Consider the following 18,770-nt stretch of genomic DNA (forward strand, 5'->3'; position numbering starts at 1 on the left):
TTGAGGGCATCTAACGCCCCGAACGGGTCGTTGGGGGCGTTGAGTGCCCTGAACGACCCGTTCAGGGACTTCCAACGCTCTGAGCTGGGTGTTTGGGGGGTGTAGTGCCCTGAATGAGTCATTGGGGGAGTTCAAGTACCTCAATGACTCATTCAGGGCAAAACGGCGGGGTCAGGCGGGGATGGGGAGGTCGGCGGGGGCGCGGTGGCGGGCGATGACGGTGAGGGCGAAGACGGAGAGCGTGGAGACGGTGGCGATGGTGATGGCCATCGGCAGCGCGGTGCCTTCGCCGCCGAGGCCGACGAGCGGGGCGGTGATCGCGGCGACCAGGAACTGGACCATGCCGAGCAGGGCGCTGGCGCTGCCCGCGATCCGGGGGTGGTCGGCCATGCCGAGGGCGAGCGCGTTCGGGCTGATCATGCCGATGCTGGCGACGAGGGTGAACAGCGGGACGAGGAGACCAGCCAGGCCGAGCGTGCCGATGGCGGTGGTGAGCAGCAGCGCGAGCGCGGAGACGACGTTCACCCCGACGCCGATGGCGAGCAGGCGGCGCGGGCCGAAGCGGCCGACGAGCCTGGCGTTGAGCTGGCCGACGAGCACGAAGCCCAAAGCGTTGGCGCCGAAGATGATGCTGAACATCTGGGGCGACGCGTGGTGGATGTCCTGGATCACGAACGGCGAGCCGGAGATGTAGGCGAACAGCGCCGCCCCGGCGAACGCGCTGGTGAGTGACAGGCCGACGAAGGAGCGGTCGCCGGAGAGCGTGGCGGCGGCGCGGACGACGGAGCGGAGGCCGCCGGTGTTGCGGCGCTCGGCGGGCAGGGACTCGCGGAGGCCGAGCGCGACCACGAACAGCAGCAGCGCACCGAAGATCGACAGTGCCACGAAGACACCGCGCCAGCCGGCCGCCGCGGTGACCTCCCCGCCGAGCACCGGAGCCAGGATCGGGGCGAGGCCGAAGACCAGCATCAGGGTGGAGAAGAACTTCGCGGCCTCCGCGCCGGAGTACAGGTCGCGCACGACGGCCCTGGCCACGACGATCCCGGCGGCGCCCGCGAAGCCCTGCACGAAGCGCACCACGGTGAAGCTCGCGACGTCGGTGGTGAACACGCACGCCAGCGACGCCAGCACGAACAGGCCGACACCGAACAGCAGCGGGCGCTTGCGGCCCCACATGTCGCTTAGCGGGCCGATCACGAGCTGACCGGCGGCGAGGCCGATCATGCACGCGGTCAGCGTGAGCTGGACCTGTGAGTGGGTCGCGCCCATCTTGTCCGCGATCTCGGGGAAGGCAGGCAGGTACATGTCCAGGCACAGCGGCCCGAAGGCGCTGAGCCCACCGAGGATGAGCACCAGTGTGAGCCTGCCGTTACTGTCCCGCATCCATCCCCCAGTACGCTCAGAAGCCGTTAGCTCTGTGACAGAGTAATTGAGGACGGTCCCGCCCGTGACCCCTATTTCGCAAGCCCTCGACCTCAGCTGCACGGTGGGCCGGTTGCAGCGAGCGCTGCGCCGCGCCTCGGCCCGCGCGGCGGGTGACTCCGCGCTGTCCAACGCCAAGGTCGAGCTGCTGCTCGCGGTGCTCCGCCAGCCGGGGATCAGCGTGAAGGAGGTCGCGACGGTGCTCTGCGCGGCGGCCAACACGGTCAGCACCCTGGTCGGCGACCTCACCGAAGCCGGGCTGCTGCTGCGGGAACGGGACCCCGCGAACCGGCGGGTGGTGCGGCTCGCCCTCACTGAGGACGGCCGCGCCACCATGACGGACTACCAAGACCAGCGCAGGCGGATCATCGCCGACGCGGCCGCGCGGCTGCCCGCCGAGGACCGCGCCGACATCGAACGGGCCCTGCCCGCGCTGCACCGCTTGCTCGACGTCATCGAACGGAGCTGAGCTTCGCGACCGCCTCGATGTCCCGGACTGCCTGGTCGAGGTCGGGCAGCGCGAGCACGGCGCGCTTGGCCTGGCGCGAGCGGGCGGTGAAGCCGGGTTCGCCGAGCACGCGGGAGCACGCCTCGCGCACCTCCTCGACCCCGCCGTCGTGGATGCGCAGCCCCAGACCCAGTTCGACCGTGCGGTCGGCGTTGGACGGCTGGTCGCCGAACGCGGGCTGGACCACCATCGGCACCCCGGACCGCAGCGCCTCGCGGATGCCGTTGTACCCGCCGTGGGTGAGGAACAGGTCGGCGCACTCCAGCACGAGCGGCTGCGGGACCTGCTGGACCAGGTGCACGTTCGGCGCGATCGGCGCGTCGGGGATCGGCACCCCGCCGGTGGCCACGATCGCCGTGCAGTCCAAAGTGGACAGAGCTTCGACGGCGACGCGCAGCCGTTCGCTGGGATCGACGCCCGCGAGCGAGGGCGGCAGGGCCATCTTCGACTTGTCCAGCTCGGTGGTCATCGGCAGTGCCGTGCCGATCGCGGCGAGGACCAGCGGCCGGTCGGCTGGCGCATCGGCCAGCCAGCCGGGCAGCCGCTCGCCGGGGCGCACGAGCACCGGCTGCCGGTAGGCGCTGGCGATCGGCGCCGCCGCGGCGGTGTAGGAGAATTCCGTTGGCACGTAGTCGATTCGCCCGTACCGGTAGAGGAAATCCCGGCCGAGGTCGAGCCCGTGGGGCGCGTGCTCGCGCAGCGTCTGCTCCGCGAGCTCCGGCAGACCGGCGTTGACGAACCCGCCCGGCAGGCAGAGGTGCGGGATGCCCAGTTTCTCCGCGAGCAGCACGGCGCCGTACTCGGCGTCGTCGCGCAGCACCACGTCCGGCCGGAACTCCTCGGCGACCGGGAGCACGCGCTGGAAGGAGTCCGCCGCCAGCGGGCCCGACATCGCCCGCATGACCATCGACATGTCGCCGGGGTTCGCGGGCGGGTGCAGCGGGCGCTCGGGGTCGGAGACCATCTTCGTGAGCTGCTGGCGCATCCCGTAGAGCGCGCCGACCGCGGTGACCTTCTCGGCCGCGAACAGCTGGACGAAGTCCTCCGGCATGGCGACCAGGACCTCGTGCCCGGCCTCGGCGAGCGCACGGATGATCGGGACCAGGGAACGGGTGTGCGACGGCGAACCGGTGACGGTGCACAGGACGCGCAAAGCGAGCCTCCTCAGCGGGGACGAGTCAACAGGCTGGTTGTAACAAACAACCAATCCGCCCACATCGTCCCGGAGTAGTGCGTCCGGTTGGTCGTATCTGTGCTCAAACGACTAAAAGTGCGCCCCGTCGCGCTAAGGTCCGAGATGAATTCCTTCTCGGCGACACTGTCGACACTCACTCGATGTACTCGCCGTACCGGCAGGTAACGACCTTCGACGTCCTCCGAAATACCCACTTCGAGGGGTAAAAGGATGGCGAAGGTGAGCATTTTGACCTCCTTGCCCCGCCCCTTGTGATTGACCACAGTGCCCTCTGTACCGCTTCGGCGAAGCGCATCCCGATCGAACAGTCGGAGCGCGAGGCCGCGGTACGAGTGAGGGGCCACCTCGCCTCGCACAGCACCAACTCCGGCGCCCCCAGCGCCGATGCCAGGAGTGCTTCGCCGAGTAGGCGTGGAGTGAGTCATGAGACAGATCCAGACCGTTTGCAGGCCGCCGCACAAACCCACCACCCCGGCGGCGACACCCACGCCAGGCATGCTCGCGGCCGAACGCAGGCGCGGTCCCGTCCGGGTCGCGCTGCTGGACCGGCACCCCGTCACCGTGGAGGGGCTGGCGCAGCTGCTCTCCGCGCAGCAGGGCGTCACCGTCGTCGGCCGCTTCTACCGGGTCAACGACGCGCTGGCCAGCCTGACCAGGTGCGAGGCCCACGTGCTCGTGGTGGACCCGCAGGTCGCCGGGCCGGACGCGATCGCGCTGCTGCGCCTGTTGCAGCGGGAGTACCCGAACCTCGCGGTGCTCGTGCTCAGCGACAACACCGACTACGTCAGCGCCGCGCTGGACGCGGGGGCCAACGGGTTCCTGCTCAAGACCGCGGTGCTGGGCGAGATCCTCAGCGGCATCCTCAAGGCCGCCGACGGCCAGACCCCGGTGTCCCGTTCCCTGCTGCCGATGCTGGCCTCCGAGGTGCGCGGCGGCGGCCGGACCCGGCAGCGGCTGTCCAGCCGGGAGCTGCAGATCCTGGAGCAGGTCGCCACCGGCAACACCAACGCCGAGATCGCCCGCAACCTGTTCATCAGCGAGGCGACCGTGAAGACGCACCTGCACCGGGTGTTCAACAAGCTCAGCGTCCCGGACCGGGCGTCGGCGGTGGCGACCGCCATCTCCCTCGGTCTGCTCCGCGGCGCACTCCGCTAGCCGGAATCCCGTTTCGTACTCATAGCGGGAGCCAGGGCGGCTATGAGTACGAAACGGGAATCCGGGCGTTCAGGCGGGTGGCGTCAGTCGGAGTCGGCCACGGTGTGCGCGCGGTGCGCGGCCAGACCGGCCCACCACGCGACGGCGCCGGTTCGTCGTTGCACACCAAGGGTTTTGTAGATCCGCTGCAGGTGGTTCTGCACCGTTTTCGGCGACAGGCCGAGGTCCTCGGCGATCATCGTGGCGGACTGGCCCTCGACCAGGCGTTGCAGGATCTCGATCCGGCGCATGGTCAGCCCCATCCGCAGCGCCACCCGCACCGGGTCCTCGGCGTGCGGGTCGGGCTCCGGGGTGGTGGCGACCGGGGTCGGCGAGATGCCGGACTCCTTGGGCCGCTGCTGCTCGGACTGGCCCTCGTCGGTGTGCAGGCCGAGCCCGGCCAGCCAGTGCCCGACGATGTTGTTCTCCCGGATCCGCAGCAGGTCGCGGCCCTGCTGGGCCTCCCACAGCTTGTACTGCTCCAGGTGTTTGCGGGCGTGGTAGAGCGCGCGGTCGAGGTTCCCGGCCCGCTCGTGCGCCTGGCTCAGCAGCTCGTGCGCCCGCGCGGTGTACTCCCTGGCCAGCGCGCTCTCGGCCAGTTCCGCGGCGGCCTCAAGGCATTTGATCTGCTCGGCGTGCCGCCCGTCCATGCCGTAGAGCCTGCCGCGCAGCATCTTCAGCTCCGCCTGCGCGATCACCCGGTCGGAGCTGCGCAGCAGGTAGCCCGCGCGCTCGCAGAACCGGCGGGCCCGCAGCTTGTCGCCGAGCTCGGCGCGCAGATCACCGATCATGATGTTCACCCGGGCCAGCCGGACCGGGTCGTCGAGCGACTTCCACTTGTCCCGGCACGCCTTGGCCAGCTCCTCCGAGCGCAGCAGCTTGAGCTTGCACGCGTCGCCCTCGACCCCGCAGCGCAGGGACTGCACCTTGACCATGCAGTTGCCGAAGTACTGCGTGCGCACCATCTGCGCCTGGTGCAGCAGCATCTCGCCCATCAGGCCGCCGTCGCCGGACAGCTCGGCGAACCCTTGGGCCCTGGCCAGGGTGGCGAGGGCCCGTTCGGTGGAGTTGACCTTGACCTCGATCGAGGAGCGGGCCAGGTTGATCCGCGCCTGGAGCTCGATGGTCCGGCGTTGCACGGCGAACCGCTCGATCTCGGCGAGCGCGTCCAGGGCCGGGGCCCACAACCCGCGCTTGGCCAGGGTGACCGCCTGCACGACCGCGGAGTAGGCGACGCCGACCGGGTCGCCCAGCCAGGCGAACCCGGCGGCCGCCTTCTCCGCCCACTCCAGCGCTTCCCACGCCCGGCCCTCGTCGATCGCGGCGCGGGCCTCGGCGAGGTTGTCGTCGGCGGTGCGGCGCGCGCTCAGCTCGGCCGCGGTGCTGGCCTTGTCGATCGGGGACAGCACTCCGATCACCCGTTTTTCCGGGTCGGGGCAACCCGCGGAGAATTGGTTTTCGGCATCGGTGTCCCACCCTCGCCCGTGAACCGAACTGGGCGAGGGTACCCCGGGTCCCGGACCTCGCTTTCACGAAATCAATAGACTCAGCTCAACGCGTGTGTGCGGAGCACCGTTTGGCGTACCGAGTTGCCGTCGGAGTCCTTCGCCTCGATGCGCAGCGAACCGAATCCGCCCGCCTTGCCCGCCGCGGGCAGCATTCCGGCCCACACCTCACCGCTGCGCTGCACCGGGACATCCGTCCAGGTCCGGCCCTCGTCGTAGCTGAGCGCGACGCGCAGTTCGGTGACTGTGGCCCGCCCGGCGGCTTGGGGTTGCCTCGCGGCGAAGACCCGGATCGGCAACGGTGCCGCGGCCGGTGCGGCGTTCGCGTGGTCCAGGGAGATCCGCGGGTCCACCGTCAGCAGCGGCACCGCCACCGGCTTCTGGTCCGGCGTCGGCCCGGAGCGGAACGTCCACGCCGCGTCGACCGAGGTCGTGAGCGTGCCGTCCCTGGTGCCCGTCGCCCGCAGTTCGTAGTTCCCCTGGCGCGGTGGGACCACGGTGCCGAAACCGGTCGCCTCGGTGGTGAACACCTGCTTGCCGTCGAGGAGCAGCGTCGTCCTGCCTTGGAGCGCGGCCGATCCGTTCCAGGTCCGGGCACCTTCCGCGGCGGGGCGCGGTGCCGCGAGCGACAGCATGCCGGTGATCTTGTCGTCGATCCGGTGCACCGCGGTCCTGCCGAACGCGGGGGCGAAGACCGCCGAGTTCCAGTCCCGCCGATAGGTCCGGCCCGCGTCGAAGCGGCTGTACCCGGCCTCGGACAGGGGCTCGTTGTCCGTTCCCAGCTGGCGAAGCCACCAACCCGGGCTCACGTACTCGGTGCGCTCCTTGCCGATGGCGACCTCCGGTGCGGCGAGGCGGAACATGCCTTGCGGCTGCGGCAGGGGGAAGCTGTCGTTCGGTGCGTGGGCCATGGTCGGGCGCATGCTCTTGGCGCCGCCCGGCCGGTATCGCGAGTCGATGTGCGCCAGCTGCTCCTTGCGCACGTCATGGCGTCCGCCGTCCACCATCTTTCCCTGTGCGGTCAACGCGATGTCGTAGCTGACGGGATTGTCCTTTGTAGACACCAGGTTCACCGTGACCGGACCGGCCTTGAGTAGTTCGATCAGTTTGGTCAACCGGTGTTCGGCGGCGTTCAGCGTCGGCAGTGCCAGCGGCTGGAAGACCTGTCGTGCGGGTTGGACCACCAGTGCCGCCTTGGCTCCCGCGTCGGCGGCAGCTTTCACCGCCTTGACGGTGTCATCGGTCTTCGGGTCCAGCGTGAGCAGGACGAGCTTCCCCTTCAGGTCTCCGCCCTGTTTGCCGTCCACGACGTCGATCCGGTGCTCACCGACGAGCTTCGGTGAATGCTCGTCATAGGACAGGGAGAGGGGAATGCGTTGTGGAGCAACAACTTCTGCTGCTAGCTCCGGTCGGACCGCGGTGAGGTGGGTGACGTGGGTGAAGCGCTGGTCGGAGCCGCCGAGCGAGCCCAGGTAGAGCGGGGTGTCGCTGTCGGCGTACGTCGCGGCCTGCATGTCGTGTCGAGCAGCGTGGTCACCGTCTGGCGGACGACCTTCAGCGACGGATCGTCCAGCGAGACCTGCTGCCGCTGGGCTTTGCGCGCATCGGCTTCGAGCGTGAGGTCCTTGTCCAGCTTGAGTTTCGGGGCGACCTGCTGGATGAGTGCCATCGGGTCGGACTTGTACTCGCCGCGCGGGCCGTGCTCGGCGAGCGTGCTGCTGACCAGGTATTCACCCTCGGGCAGGCGCGCGGTCCCGACACCGTTGGCATCCATGCGCAAGGTCTGGGAGACATCGGGTCCGGTGATCTTGACGGTGGAGCGAGCGGGCTTGCCGTCGCGGCCGGTGGCCTTCACGGTGAGGACTCGCATGGTGTTCTCGACGTCCGCGCCGATCGAGGTGCGCACGACCGTGTCGCCCGCGGTCGCGGTCAGCCAGCCGCCGTAGAGGCCTGGACGCAGGGTCGGGTCGACGGTCACGGAGACCTTCGCCGAACCCTTGGCGGCAACGGTGATCTCGTTGGCGCTGAGCCGGAACTGGCCGCTGTCACCCGGTTTGCCCTTGCCGTCAGCAATGGACAGGTTGAGCTTGAGCGCGACGGGCCGGTCCCCGTCGTTGTGGTACGTGACGTCCTTTGTGGACGGTTTCTGTCCCGTGTGCGGCCAGGTGAAGCGACCGAGGGAGAGGCTGCCCTGCTCGGCCGTGACCTGCTGCCGGATCGCGCGGTCCAGGTCGACGATTCCGCTGCCCTGACCGTAAACCGTGGCTCCCGCGACCGGGCGAGCCGTGCTCATCAGCGCGGACTTGATCCGGCCGGGGCTCCAGTCGGGATGCAGTCCGGCGATGATCGCCGCCGCGCCCGAGACGTGCGGCGCGGACATCGACGTGCCGTTCATCATCGTGTACTGCTCCGGAAGACCGCCGGTCTCCCCGAAGGTGCCCGCGGCCTTGGCCCCGACGATGTCGCTGCCCGGCGCGGAGATGTCCGGCTTCAGCGCGTGGTCGCCGAACCTGGGGCCCCGCGAGGACTCCCCGTTGAGCCGGTCCTGCTTGGTGGTGTTCGCCACCGACAGCGCCTCGTCGGCGGTGGAGGGGTAGCTGATCATCTTGTCGGCGCCGGTGTTCCCGGCCGCGGCGACGAACAGCGTGCCGTGCTCCCTGGTGACCTTGGTGATCAGCTCGTCCAGCGGTCCCTCGTGCGGCAGCGGCGTGCCGAAGCTCATGTTGACGACCTTGGCCTTGTTCTCCACGGCCGCCCATGCGACCCCGGCGATGACGGCCTCCTCGTCGGCGGAGCGTTCGCCGACCTTGCCCGCCAACAGCCGCGCGCCCTTGGTCATGCCCGCGTACTTGCCGCCACTGGCCGCGCCGGTGCCCGCGACGATCGAGGCGACGTGCGTGCCGTGGCCGTCGGTGTCCTTCGGGCCGTCGGGGGAGTTGCTGAAGTCCTTGGCCACCACGCCTTTCAGGTCCGGGTGGGTGGTGTCGACGCCGGTGTCGAGCACGGCGACGGTGACGTCCTTGGCGGTGTGCCCGGCCTTCCACGCGGCGGGCGCTCCGGTCAGAGGCACGCCCCGGTCCAGGCTCATCTTGAGCTTTCCGTTGAGCCACACCTTGTCCGCGCCGGTGAGCGACCGCGCTCCGACCGAGCCCCTGAGCTGCGTCCAGGTCTTGGCGGCGTCGGTCTTCTTGGTGCGCAACGAAGAGAAGCCCAGACCCGGTCGTGCCGCAGAGCGCTGTGCCGCGGCGTTCGTCAGCAGCAGCGGCAGTTCGGGAGTGCTCGCGTCGTCGTAGCCGAACTCCAGCAGCAGGGTGATGTCGAACAGCCTGCGGTCGAGCCTGCCCGCGTCCAGCGGTGCCTCGGCGTCCTCGGGAACGACGTGGTGGTGCCCGTTCTCCGACCACGCGCGGAACGCGGTACCGGTCCGCTGTGGCGCGGCTTCGGTGTGCACGGGAATCCCGGCGGCGTTCACGTGCACGCGGTCTCCGGTGATCAGCGTGACCGTCCTCAGTGGACTTGCGCTGGCGGGAGGCGGTGCGGCCGTCGCGGGTGTGCCCAGCGCGAGAAGGCTCAGCGCCAGTACTGCGGCCGTTGCTTTGTGATGCATGTGATGACTCCGGCGTAGTGCAGCCGGGGTAGCGGCGAACCGCCACCCCGGCTGCTGATTCGTGTTGTCAGCCAAGGGAATGCGTGCGCAGAACGGTCTGCTTCACCGTGTTGCCGTCGCGGTCCTTGGCTTCCATGCGGAGCGAGCCGTAGCCGCCCGCCTTGCCTCCGGCGGGCAGGGTGCCCTGCCAGCGTTCGCCGCTCTGCCGCACCGGGACCTCCACCCACGTGGAGCCCTCGTCGTAGCTCACGGACAGCCGCATCTCGGTGATCCGCTTCGCGGAGGCCGTGATCTCGATCGGCTGCGGCGTGTTCGCGGGCACCGCGTTGCCGATGTCCAACGGCAGCTTCGGCTCCAGCACCAGCACCGGGATCGGCGTGTAGTCCTGCCCGGTGCCGCTGGAGGTGAACCCCCACGTGAGGTCCGCCGAGGTGCCGAGCGCGCCGGGCTTGGCGTCGCGGGTGGACCTCACCCGCAGCTCGTAGCGGCCGCGGTCGGCCGGGAGGAGCGTGTGGAGGGCGCGCCCGGTGGACGTGGCGACCACCTTGCCGTCGCGGCGCAGGGTCGCTTCGCCGATCTTGTCGAGCGTGGTGCTCCAGCCGCGCGGCCCGAACAGCGTCGGTGAGGCGACGAACTCGTTGCCGAGCCTGGCCATCGAGTTCCGGGCGACGGCGGGACCGAACGGGCCCGAGTTGAACTCCATCCGCCGGGGCGCCCCGAACTTGGTGGGGTGCGCGACCTCCATCCGGTTGTTGGCGGGGAAACCCGAGGTCGGCGTCGCCGCCAAGCCCAGCTCGTGCTCCCACCAACCGGGGCTGACGTACTCGGTGCGGGTCGTGCCCAGCTCCACCAGCGGCGCGGGCTCACGGAACGGGAAGGAGACCGGCACCACGGCGGCGTTCGGACCGTCGAGACCGGGCAACAGCTGCGGGCGCACCCCGAAGTTGCGGCCGTCGCGGTGGTACCGGGCGTCGATCTTGACGAGGTCGTCCTTGCGAATCCGGTGCTCGCCGCCGTCCGGCATGCCGCCGGAGGCGGTCAGCGCGACGTCGTAGCTGATCGGGTTGTCCTTGGCACCCAGTACCCGGACCGCGACCGGACCGGCCTTGAGCAGTTCGGTCAGCTTGGCCAACCGGTGTTCGGCAGCCTTGAAGACCGGGATCGGCGTCGGCGAGAACAGGCCCCTCGCGGGCTGGACGACCAGTACCGCCTTGGCTCCCGCGTCAGCGGCCGCTTTCACCGCCTTGGCCGTGTCGCCGGTCTTCGGGTCCAGGTCGAGCAGGACGAGCTTGCCCTTCAGGTCCCCTCCGGTCTTGCCGTCGACCACGTCCATCCGATGCTCGCCGACGAGCCGCGGCGAGTTCGCGTCCCGGGTCAGGGAGAGCGGAAGGCGTTGCGGCGCAACGATCTCCGAGATCACTTCGGGGCGGACGGCGGTGACGTGGTTGATGTGGCGGAAGCCCTTGGCGTTACCGCCGAGCGAGCCGACCAGGACGGGGGTGTCGGTGTCGACGTAGGTGCTCGCCCGCTGCGGGGTGCAGCACGGCTGCGCGTCGCTTCCCTTGGCGTGCAACAGGGAAAGGCTCTGCCGGACGACCTTCATCTCGGGGTCGTCAAGCTCCACGCGCATGGGCTTGGCCGTGCGCGCGTCGATGTCCAGGGTGCGGTCGGCGGACAGCGTGATCTTCGGTGCGACCTGGTTGATCAGGGCGAGTGGATCGGACGCGTACGCACCGCGCGGCCCGTGCTCGTACAGCTCGCTGGTCACCATGTAGTCCCCGGCGGGCAGCCGGAGCTTGCCCGTGCCGTTCGCGTCCAGCTCGACTGTTTCGGTGAGCTGGGTTTCCTTGTCGAGGCCGACCACGGTGACGGTGGGCTCGGCGGGCTTTCCGTCCCGGCCGGTGGCCTTGAAGGACATGACGTGCATCGTGTCCTCGACGTGGGCGCCGATCGCGGTGCGCACCACGTCAGTGCCCGCGGTCGCGGTCAGCCTGCCGCCGTAGAGTCCGACCCGCCTGGTCGGGTCCACGGTGACGGAGACCTTGGCGCTGCCCTTCGCGGGGACGGTGATCTCGTTGGTGCTCAAGCGGAACTGGACGCTGTCGGCGGGCTTGCCATCCTTGTCCACAATGGACAGATCGAGCTTCGCGGTGAGCGGCTTGTCGCCGTCGTTGCGGTAGGTGACGTCGTTGGTCGCGGGCCGCTGGCCGGTGTGCGGCCAGGTGAACAGGCCCAGCGACAGGCTGCCCTCCTCGGCGGTGAACCGCTGCGAGGTGGCCCGCGCCAGGTCGACCAGCCCGGTGCCCTGGCCGTACACGGAGGTCCCGTCGATCGGGTTCGCCGTGCTCATCAACGTCGCCTTGATCCGGCCGGGGCTCCAGTCCGGGTGCTGCCCGGCGATGATCGCGGCGGCGCCGGTCAGGTGCGGTGCGGCCATCGAGGTCCCGCTCATCACGGTGTACTGCTCGGGGACTCCGCCGACGCCGGAGGTGCCCGCCGCGCGTGCCGCGATGATCTCCGAGCCGGGGCCGGTGATGTCGGGCTTGACGGCGTGGTCCCAGTGCCGGGGCCCGCGCGAGGAGAACGAGCTGAGCTCCTTCTGCTTCGTCGAGCTGGCAACGGCGAGCGCCGCGTCCGCGGTGGCGGGGGAGCCAACCGAGCCGTCCTTGCCGTCGTTGCCCGCGGCCACCACGAACAGGGTGCCCTGTTCCTCGGTGAGCCGTTCGATCCCCTCGTAGATCGGGCCCTGTTCCTCGGGCCCGCCGCCGAAGCTCATGTTGACGACCTTGGCCTTGTTCTCCACCGACGCCCACGCCATGGCGCCGAGCGCGGCCTCGTCGGAGACGTCGTAGTCACCGACCTTGCCCATGAGCACCTTGGCGCCCTTGGTCATGCCCGCGTACTTGCCGCCGCTGGCCGCGCCGGTGCCCGCGACCGTGCTCGTGACGTGCGTGCCGTGGCCCTGCACGTCCTGCACACCGTGCTGCGAGCCAGAGAAGTCCTTCGCCACCACGCCCGCGAGGTCCGGGTGCTTGGTGTCGATGCCGGAGTCCAGCACCGCGACGGTGACGTCCTTGGCGGTGTGCCCGGCCTGCCACGCCGCCGGAGCTCCGGTCAGCGGGACGCTGCGGTCCAGGGAGTAGGACATCTTTCCGTTGAGCCACACGCGGTCCGCGCCGGTGAGCGAGCGGGCGCCGCTCGGCCCGCGAAGGCGCTCCCACGTCGCGGTCGCGTTGGCCTTGGCGGTGCGCACGGAAGTGATGCCGAGCGCGGAGACCTGTCCGGTGCGCCTGCTGCCGTCCGGCACGGCAGGTGCGGAGCGGGCCGCGCCCTGGGACAGCAGCAACGGGATCTCGTCGACCTTCGAGTCCTCGTAGCCGAACTTCACCAGCAGGGTGATGTCGAAGAGCCTGCGGTCCAGCCGCCCGGATTCCAAGGGCGCCTTGGCATCCTCGGGGATCACGTAGTGGTGGCCGTTCCGCGTCGAGGTGTGGAACCTCGTCCCGGTCCGGTTCGGCGCGGCCTCGGTGTGCACGGGGACCCCGGTGGCGTCGAGGTGCACGCGGTCACCGGTGATCAGCGTGACCGCGCGGCCTTCCGGAGCGGTCGTGGTGGGCTTCGGAGCCGCTTGCGCGGGCACGCCGAGGCCCACCGCTACCAGCGCGGCGACGGTGATCGCGCCGGGCAGTGTTCTGCGATGCATGTCTTCCTCTCGGGCCGGACCGCATGCGCGAGCCCGGTGCGACAAGAGCACTTGGTGGGTGTCCCACTCTGATCGCGGACCGAGGTGCCGAAACACCGTGCTACCACCCCGATTGCCCGGATTCGCCGCACCCGCCACCCCTAGGGGGCAGGTCCATGTCCGCGATAGTCCGACGAGACCCACCAGACAGGCTTTAGGTTGGGCCGGTGACACGCGAGCGCGCTCCCGCATGGCGAACCGGCTTCGTGATCGGCTACGGCCTCGCGATGGCGCTGCACCTGTTGCTCCTGGTGACGGGGGAGCTGTGGAACCCCGCGGAGGGCGCGGCGGTGCAGGTCGTCGCGCTGTTCATCGCGCCCGCGGTGCTCGGCGGGCTGCCCGGTCTCGCGGTGGGACTCGCGGCTGATCGCCTGCGTGGCCGGAAAAGCCCTGTGCCACAACAACTTCCCTCGGCTCCACCGGAGCGGGTCCGGGACCGGGACGCGTGGGACCGGCTGCTCACGGCGTGCGAGGGGCCGGTGCGCCGGGCGGAGGACGTCACCGCCGCGTTGCCGCCGTCCCCGGCCCGCGACTGGTTGGCGCAGATCACCGAGGCGATGCGGGCGGAGCTGCCCGCCGCGCGTTCCCTGGCGGAGACCGGAAAACGGCTGCACCCACCGAACACGCCCTCGATCACCACGCAGCCGGTGTACGTGCGCCTCAAGGCAGCGGTCGAGCAGTTCGCCGCGGCGGAGCGCCGGATCGCGGAGGTCGCCGGTGAGCTCGCCGCCCAGCCGGACCTCGGCCGCGTCGACGACCAGCTCCGCCTGCTCGAACAGCAGCTCCCGCACCTGCGCTCGCCCGAGGCATGATCGGATTTAGCCGGGACTGAATTCATGGAGTGCCGCGGTCCGCGGGGCGACCGTTGGGCGCGTGATGACTGACTCCACGTTCACCATCGGCGGCGAGCTGCCCGTGCGGCGCCTCGGCTTCGGCGCCATGCGGCTGACCGGCTGGCGGGCCGATGCCGACCGCGCCGGGCCGATCTCCGTCGCGCGCCGGGCCGTCGAGCTCGGCGTGACCTTCATCGACACCGCCGACTCCTACGGCCTCGGCGCCAACGAGGAACTGCTCGCCGAGGCGCTGCACCCGTACCCCGAGGGCCTGGTGATCGCCACCAAGGCGGGCCAGTCCCGGCCGGGGCGGGGCAGGTGGGTGCCGCTCGGGCGGCCGGAGTACCTCGTGCAGCAGGCGGAACTGAGCCTGCGCAGGCTCCGGGTCGACCGGATCGACCTGTTCCAGCTGCACCGCGTCGACCCCAAGGTCGCCGAGGACGAGCAGTTCGACGCCCTCGCGCAGCTGCGCAAGGACGGGACGGTGCGGCACGTCGGGCTCTCCGAGGTCGGCGTCGAGCAGATCGAGCGGGCCCGGCGCTTCGTCGACGTCGCCAGCGTGCAGAACCTCTACAACGTCGGTGACCGGCGGCACGAGGAGGTCCTGGAGTACTGCGAGGGCGAGGGCATCGCGTTCGTGCCGTGGCTGCCCATCGCCAACGGGACGGCCGAGTCCGACGCGGACGTCAACGCCGAGCTCGCCGCCGTCGCCGACGAGATTTCCCTTGGTGTGAAAGGGAAGCGGGTGACACCGGCGCAGGTGGCGCTGGCCTGGCTGCTCGCCCGGTCACCCGTGGTGCTGCCGATCCCGGGGACCTCCTCGCGCGCGCACCTGGAGGAGAACGTGGCCGCCGCCGGCGTCCGGCTGAGCCCGGAGCAGTTCGCCCGCCTGTCAGCACTGCGCTGATGCGGCCACGGGGCTGAGTCGCTCGCGCTGTTTATTTCACTCGTGGGCGGGTGGGTTCGGCCCCGCCGATATCCCGGTTATGCGGCTGCTCCAGGAAGCGCACACGGGTTCACTCGATCGGCGCATCACTGTCCCGTGCATTCATTTTCGGTCGCCCTCGGTACCCGCCGCGCCGTCCATGGCGCGGCGGGTACGTGCGTTTCGGCGACGACGATGGGGTGGTCCATCAGACAGGTGTTGCGATTACCAGGTGGTGTTTTCTTCCCCTTGTCATTCGCGGCGGATTACCGTTCGGCCACCCGGCCGTATTCCCCGGACCCCCGCCCCGCCCCGGACGGCCGCCGTCCCGGTGCCGGCGAGCCGCCGCCCAGGCGTCCGGGAGGACCCTGGGAGGAGGTTTCCGGAAGGCGATGTACGCCAACTGGCGTAATAGTGCGCTGAAATGAGCCTCGGGGTGTGGTGACACACTGATGACCGCCCGGCACGGTGCGCAATGAAATCGTGTCCAGGTCGTGTCCGGGCGACCCTTCCGGGCTAGTCCGGGGACTATGGAAGCATCCCTTTATATAGAAAACGCTGAACCGCCCCTGTGACAGTTGTCATGGGTGGGGCAGGCTGTTGGTTGGCTTTTGGAGAGCAACAGTCGCAATGGACCTGCCCCCCACCTCCGACGCAGGCCCAGATACGTCGTCGTGCACCTAAGGGAAATGCTTCCCCACGCGTCATCCAGGCGTTACACAAGGTTTGTCCGTGGATAGATTGATAGTCCCTAGTGCGCTAAGTGATGATCACGTAACCTCGCGGTGTCTCCGCTCGGTGGAACATATTTGTCAGCCTTCGACGAGCATCGCGTAGGGCGCGCGGTGCATGTGGCTGGGGGAGGTGGAGTACGTGTTACTAGTGGAGCGGGATCAGGAGCTGGGCACCCTGAAAGACCTGTTCGCGGACACGATGCGTGGCAATGGGCGAGTCGCGGTCGTGAGCGGCGGTGTTGCCAGTGGTAAGACCGAACTACTCCGCAGCATGGTGGAGCACTCGACGGGATCGGGCGCTCTGCATCTCAACGCAAATGGCTCTCCGATGGAACGGGCGATTCCGCTCGGAGTGCTTCACCAACTATTGTCGCGGGCTCCGCTCACTCCGGAGCACGCGCCACTCGTCAAAAACATCCTCGCGAGTTCGCGAATTGCGGGCGGAACCGTCGGTGCCCATTCGGGGGGAATGGGCAAGGGAATTGACCGCCTGCCGCTGAACCTCGTTCGGGATGTGGCCGAGGCGCTCACCGAACTGGCCCGGTCCGCACCGGTCCTGGTGACCGTCGACGATATCCAGTACGCCGATTTCGCGTCGCTGAACTGCCTGCGGCACCTGGTGGACCACCTCCAGGGCTCGCGGATCATGATGGTGCTCACGGAGTCCACCCACTCCGCACCCGTGCACCCGGTGTTCCACACCGAGACCCTGCGTTCCAGGATCTGCAGCCGGGTCCGGCTGGGCACGCTCTCCGAGACCGCCGTGCACGCCGTCACCGCCGAGCACCTGGGCACCGACGCGGCGGACCGCCTGGCGCGGGACTACTTCCGGTGCACGGGCGGAAATCCATTGCTGGTGCGCGCATTGATCGACGACGCGCAGACCGCCACCGTGACCACCACGACGGCGGGCGTGACGCTGGAGTGCGCACCGGGGCACGGGTTCCGCCAGGCGGTGCTGGCGTGCCTGGAGCGCAGCGAGGAGCAGACCCTGGACGTGGCGAGGGCGGCCGCGGTCCTGGAGGCTTCCGGGGCGCTCGCGGCCGGATCGGTCGCGGAGGCGAAGGTGTTGCTGCGCCGGGTGCTCGACACCGACCCGGACACGGTGGACACCGCGCTCGGCGTGCTCGAAGCGATGGGCGTGCTTGACGGTTCCCTGGCCTTCCGGCACGCGGCAGGGCGCGCCGCCGTGCTGGACGACCTGGACCGCGAGCACCGGGCGCAGCTGCACTTCCGGGCCGCCCAGCTGCTGCACCTGGAGGGCGCTCCGGCCGGGCGCATCGCGGCGCACCTCGTCGCGATCGGCCACGCGGACTCCGGCTGGGAGGCCGAGGTGCTGCTGGAGGCGGCCGACCAGGCGTTGACCGAGGACGACACCGAGAACGCGTCGCGCTACCTGGAGCTGGCCGAGGCGGGCTGCTCCGACGACGACCAGCTGGCCCGGATCAGGGCCGCGCTCTCCAGGGTGGAGTGGCGGCTGAACCCGGGAACGGCGTTGCGCTACCTGACGCCGCTGTTCGAGGCCTTCACGCGCAACCAGCTCGGTGACGGCGACGCCAGCACGCTGCTGCGCTACCTGCTGTGGCACGGGCGGGTCGACAAGGCGGCCGAGGCGATCGAGCGGACGGCGCACGCCGACCGCTCGCGGGTCGGGCTCCAGTTCGGGTCCGCCTGCCAGCTGCTGGTCAACTCCTACCCGCCGCTGCGGCCGGTGGTGGCGCGGGCGCAGCAGCTGCCGGTCATCGAGCCGTACGCGTCGGCGAACGTCAGCCGGTGCGCGCAGGCGGCGAACGCGCTGCACACCGTGCTCACCGACGGTCCGGGCAACCGGGTCACCGAGAGCGCGTTGCAGTTCCTGCAGCGGACGAAGCTGACCGACAACACCGTCGAGGCGGTCGAGTCGGCGCTGCTGGCCCTGGTCTACGGGGAGCGCACGGACAAGGCCGGACCGCTCTGCGACGAGCTGCTGGAGGAGGCCACCGCGCGCGGTGTCCGCACCTGGCAGGCCGTGCTCTGCGGAATCCGGGCCGAGATCGCGCTGCGGCAGGGCGACCTGCCGACGGCCCGCCAGTACGCCGAGCGCTCGCTGGCGGGCATCCCGCGGCAGAGCTGGGGCGTGGCCGCCGCTGGGCCCCTGGCCACCCTCGCGCTGGCCACCCTGGCCATGGGCGAGATCGACGCCGCCGCCGAGCAGCTGGAGTTCCAGGTGCCGGACTCGGTGTTCCAGAGCCGGTTCGGGCTGCACTACCTCCAGGCGCGGGGCCACTACTACCTGGCGACCGACCAGCTCCAGGCGGCGCTCGCGGACTTCCAGTTCTGCGGCGCGCTGATGCGGGAGTGGGGGATGGACTCGCCGAGCTTCCTGCCGTGGCGCTCCGACGCCGCCCAGGTGTACCTGCGGCTCGGCGAGGCGGCCAAGGCGCAGGAGCTGCTGACCGAGCAGCTCGACCTGACCTGCGCCGCCAGCCACCGCGCGCGCGGGATCTCCCTGTTCCTGCTGGCCAGGACCAAGGAGGTGGGCAAGCGGGTCGCGGTGTTCCGGCAGGCGATCGACTCGCTGTACGCGGCGGGCGACCGGTTCATGCTCAGCAAGGCCATGCACGGGCTGGGGCAGACCTACCACTCGCTGAACGAGCCCGGGAAGGCGCGGATGTTCAAGCACCGCGCCGAACAGCTCGCCAGGGAGCTGCGCCCGGCCGACGCCGACCGGCCGGAGCCCGAGGCGGCGGCTCGCGAGCCGGAGGCGCAGGCCCGCGAACCAGAGCCGCAGGCCCGGGTGTCCAGCCTGACCAGCTCGGAGCGCAGGGTGGCCGAACTGGCCGCGCACGGCTACACCAACCGGGAGATCTCCCGGCACCTCTACATCACGGTGAGCACGGTGGAGCAGCACCTGACGCGGGTCTACCGCAAGCTCAACGTCGGCAGCCGCGCCGCGCTGCCGAGGGAGCTCCAACTCGACATGAAGACCGCCGACACCGCGGCGAGCTAGGCATGGGTCGGCCGGTCTTCAAGTCCCGCCAACCCCGCCTGACACCGTCGCCAACCGCCCCTAACCCCCGTAGCGCTTACGAGGGTTAGGGGCGGTTGGAGGTGGCTGGGAGGGGG

The 18,770-nt window shown here is 70.2% G+C and carries 12 protein-coding genes; 5 read left to right on the forward strand and 7 right to left on the reverse strand.

The annotated features are described in order from the left end of the window. Positions 1-171 precede the first annotated feature (171 nt). Positions 172-1,383 (reverse strand): Bcr/CflA family multidrug efflux MFS transporter, encoded by a 1,212-nt coding sequence (locus NLX83_RS16285; RefSeq protein WP_254235686.1) that lies wholly within the window; start codon positions 1,381-1,383, stop codon positions 172-174. 64 nt (positions 1,384-1,447) lie between these two features. On the opposite strand from NLX83_RS16285, the gene NLX83_RS16290 reads away from it, so the two are divergent. Beyond that, positions 1,448-1,891 carry a MarR family winged helix-turn-helix transcriptional regulator gene (locus tag NLX83_RS16290; RefSeq protein ID WP_254235687.1) on the forward strand — a complete coding sequence of 148 codons (444 nt, stop codon included), beginning with the start codon at positions 1,448-1,450 and terminating at the stop codon, positions 1,889-1,891. Here the strand turns inward: NLX83_RS16290 and NLX83_RS16295 are convergent. Continuing rightward, positions 1,875-3,083 carry a glycosyltransferase gene (locus NLX83_RS16295; RefSeq protein WP_254235688.1) on the reverse strand — a complete coding sequence of 403 codons (1,209 nt, stop codon included), beginning with the start codon at positions 3,081-3,083 and terminating at the stop codon, positions 1,875-1,877. The genes NLX83_RS16290 and NLX83_RS16295 overlap by 17 nt on opposite strands. A gap of 11 nt (positions 3,084-3,094) precedes the next feature. After that, a complete protein-coding gene (locus tag NLX83_RS16300; RefSeq protein ID WP_254235689.1) occupies positions 3,095-3,352 on the reverse strand; it encodes a hypothetical protein in 258 nt (85 codons plus the stop codon). A gap of 196 nt (positions 3,353-3,548) precedes the next feature. Between NLX83_RS16300 and NLX83_RS16305 the strand changes: the two genes are divergently transcribed. Further along, positions 3,549-4,280: a LuxR C-terminal-related transcriptional regulator gene (locus tag NLX83_RS16305; protein ID WP_254235690.1), complete on the forward strand. Its 732-nt coding sequence runs from the start codon at positions 3,549-3,551 to the stop codon at positions 4,278-4,280. Between the two features lie 83 nt (positions 4,281-4,363). Here NLX83_RS16305 and NLX83_RS16310 read toward each other — a convergent pair whose 3' ends face one another. The 4 genes from NLX83_RS16310 to NLX83_RS16325 all read right to left on the reverse strand — a co-directional run bounded on the left by NLX83_RS16310 (position 4,364) and on the right by NLX83_RS16325 (position 13,134). Beyond that, on the reverse strand, positions 4,364-5,728 hold the full coding sequence (locus tag NLX83_RS16310) for a helix-turn-helix transcriptional regulator (RefSeq protein WP_254235691.1): 1,365 nt from the start codon (positions 5,726-5,728) through the stop codon (positions 4,364-4,366). 137 nt (positions 5,729-5,865) lie between these two features. After that, positions 5,866-7,338, reverse strand: a complete 1,473-nt coding sequence (locus tag NLX83_RS16315; RefSeq protein ID WP_254235692.1) for a hypothetical protein — start codon at positions 7,336-7,338, stop codon at positions 5,866-5,868. Next, on the reverse strand, positions 7,224-9,431 hold the full coding sequence (locus NLX83_RS16320; RefSeq protein ID WP_254235693.1) for a S8 family peptidase: 2,208 nt from the start codon (positions 9,429-9,431) through the stop codon (positions 7,224-7,226). Before NLX83_RS16320 ends, NLX83_RS16315 begins: the two co-directional genes overlap by 115 nt. Positions 9,432-9,498: 67 nt before the next feature. Beyond that, the gene (locus NLX83_RS16325) at positions 9,499-13,134 is read right to left on the reverse strand and encodes a S8 family peptidase (RefSeq protein WP_254235694.1); all 3,636 of its coding nucleotides are present in this window, start codon (positions 13,132-13,134) and stop codon (positions 9,499-9,501) included. Between the two features lie 206 nt (positions 13,135-13,340). Here NLX83_RS16325 and NLX83_RS16330 point away from each other — a divergent pair, with 206 nt between their 5' ends. The 3 genes from NLX83_RS16330 to NLX83_RS16340 all read left to right on the forward strand — a co-directional run bounded on the left by NLX83_RS16330 (position 13,341) and on the right by NLX83_RS16340 (position 18,654). Continuing rightward, positions 13,341-13,985, forward strand: a complete 645-nt coding sequence (locus NLX83_RS16330) for a hypothetical protein (RefSeq protein ID WP_254235695.1) — start codon at positions 13,341-13,343, stop codon at positions 13,983-13,985. A 64-nt stretch (positions 13,986-14,049) separates the two neighbouring features. Further along, the gene (locus NLX83_RS16335; protein WP_254236239.1) at positions 14,050-14,913 is read left to right on the forward strand and encodes an aldo/keto reductase; all 864 of its coding nucleotides are present in this window, start codon (positions 14,050-14,052) and stop codon (positions 14,911-14,913) included. 867 nt (positions 14,914-15,780) lie between these two features. Further along, positions 15,781-18,654 (forward strand): helix-turn-helix transcriptional regulator, encoded by a 2,874-nt coding sequence (locus tag NLX83_RS16340; RefSeq protein ID WP_256563101.1) that lies wholly within the window; start codon positions 15,781-15,783, stop codon positions 18,652-18,654. The last annotated feature ends 116 nt before the right edge of the window (positions 18,655-18,770 follow it).

The organism is Allokutzneria sp. A3M-2-11 16 (assembly GCF_024213555.1).
GTDB lineage: Bacteria > Actinomycetota > Actinomycetes > Mycobacteriales > Pseudonocardiaceae > Allokutzneria.

Coding starts and splice junctions, on each gene's coding strand:
- NLX83_RS16340 (WP_256563101.1), top strand. CDS start 15,781: ATGTGGCTGGGGGAGGTGGAGTACGTGTTACTAGTGGAGCGGGATCAG.
- NLX83_RS16335 (WP_254236239.1), top strand. CDS start 14,050: ATGACTGACTCCACGTTCACCATCGGCGGCGAGCTGCCCGTGCGGCGC.
- NLX83_RS16285 (WP_254235686.1), bottom strand. CDS start 1,383: ATGCGGGACAGTAACGGCAGGCTCACACTGGTGCTCATCCTCGGTGGG.
- NLX83_RS16315 (WP_254235692.1), bottom strand. CDS start 7,338: ATGCAGGCCGCGACGTACGCCGACAGCGACACCCCGCTCTACCTGGGC.
- NLX83_RS16305 (WP_254235690.1), top strand. CDS start 3,549: ATGAGACAGATCCAGACCGTTTGCAGGCCGCCGCACAAACCCACCACC.
- NLX83_RS16300 (WP_254235689.1), bottom strand. CDS start 3,352: ATGCTCACCTTCGCCATCCTTTTACCCCTCGAAGTGGGTATTTCGGAG.
- NLX83_RS16320 (WP_254235693.1), bottom strand. CDS start 9,431: ATGCATCACAAAGCAACGGCCGCAGTACTGGCGCTGAGCCTTCTCGCG.
- NLX83_RS16325 (WP_254235694.1), bottom strand. CDS start 13,134: ATGCATCGCAGAACACTGCCCGGCGCGATCACCGTCGCCGCGCTGGTA.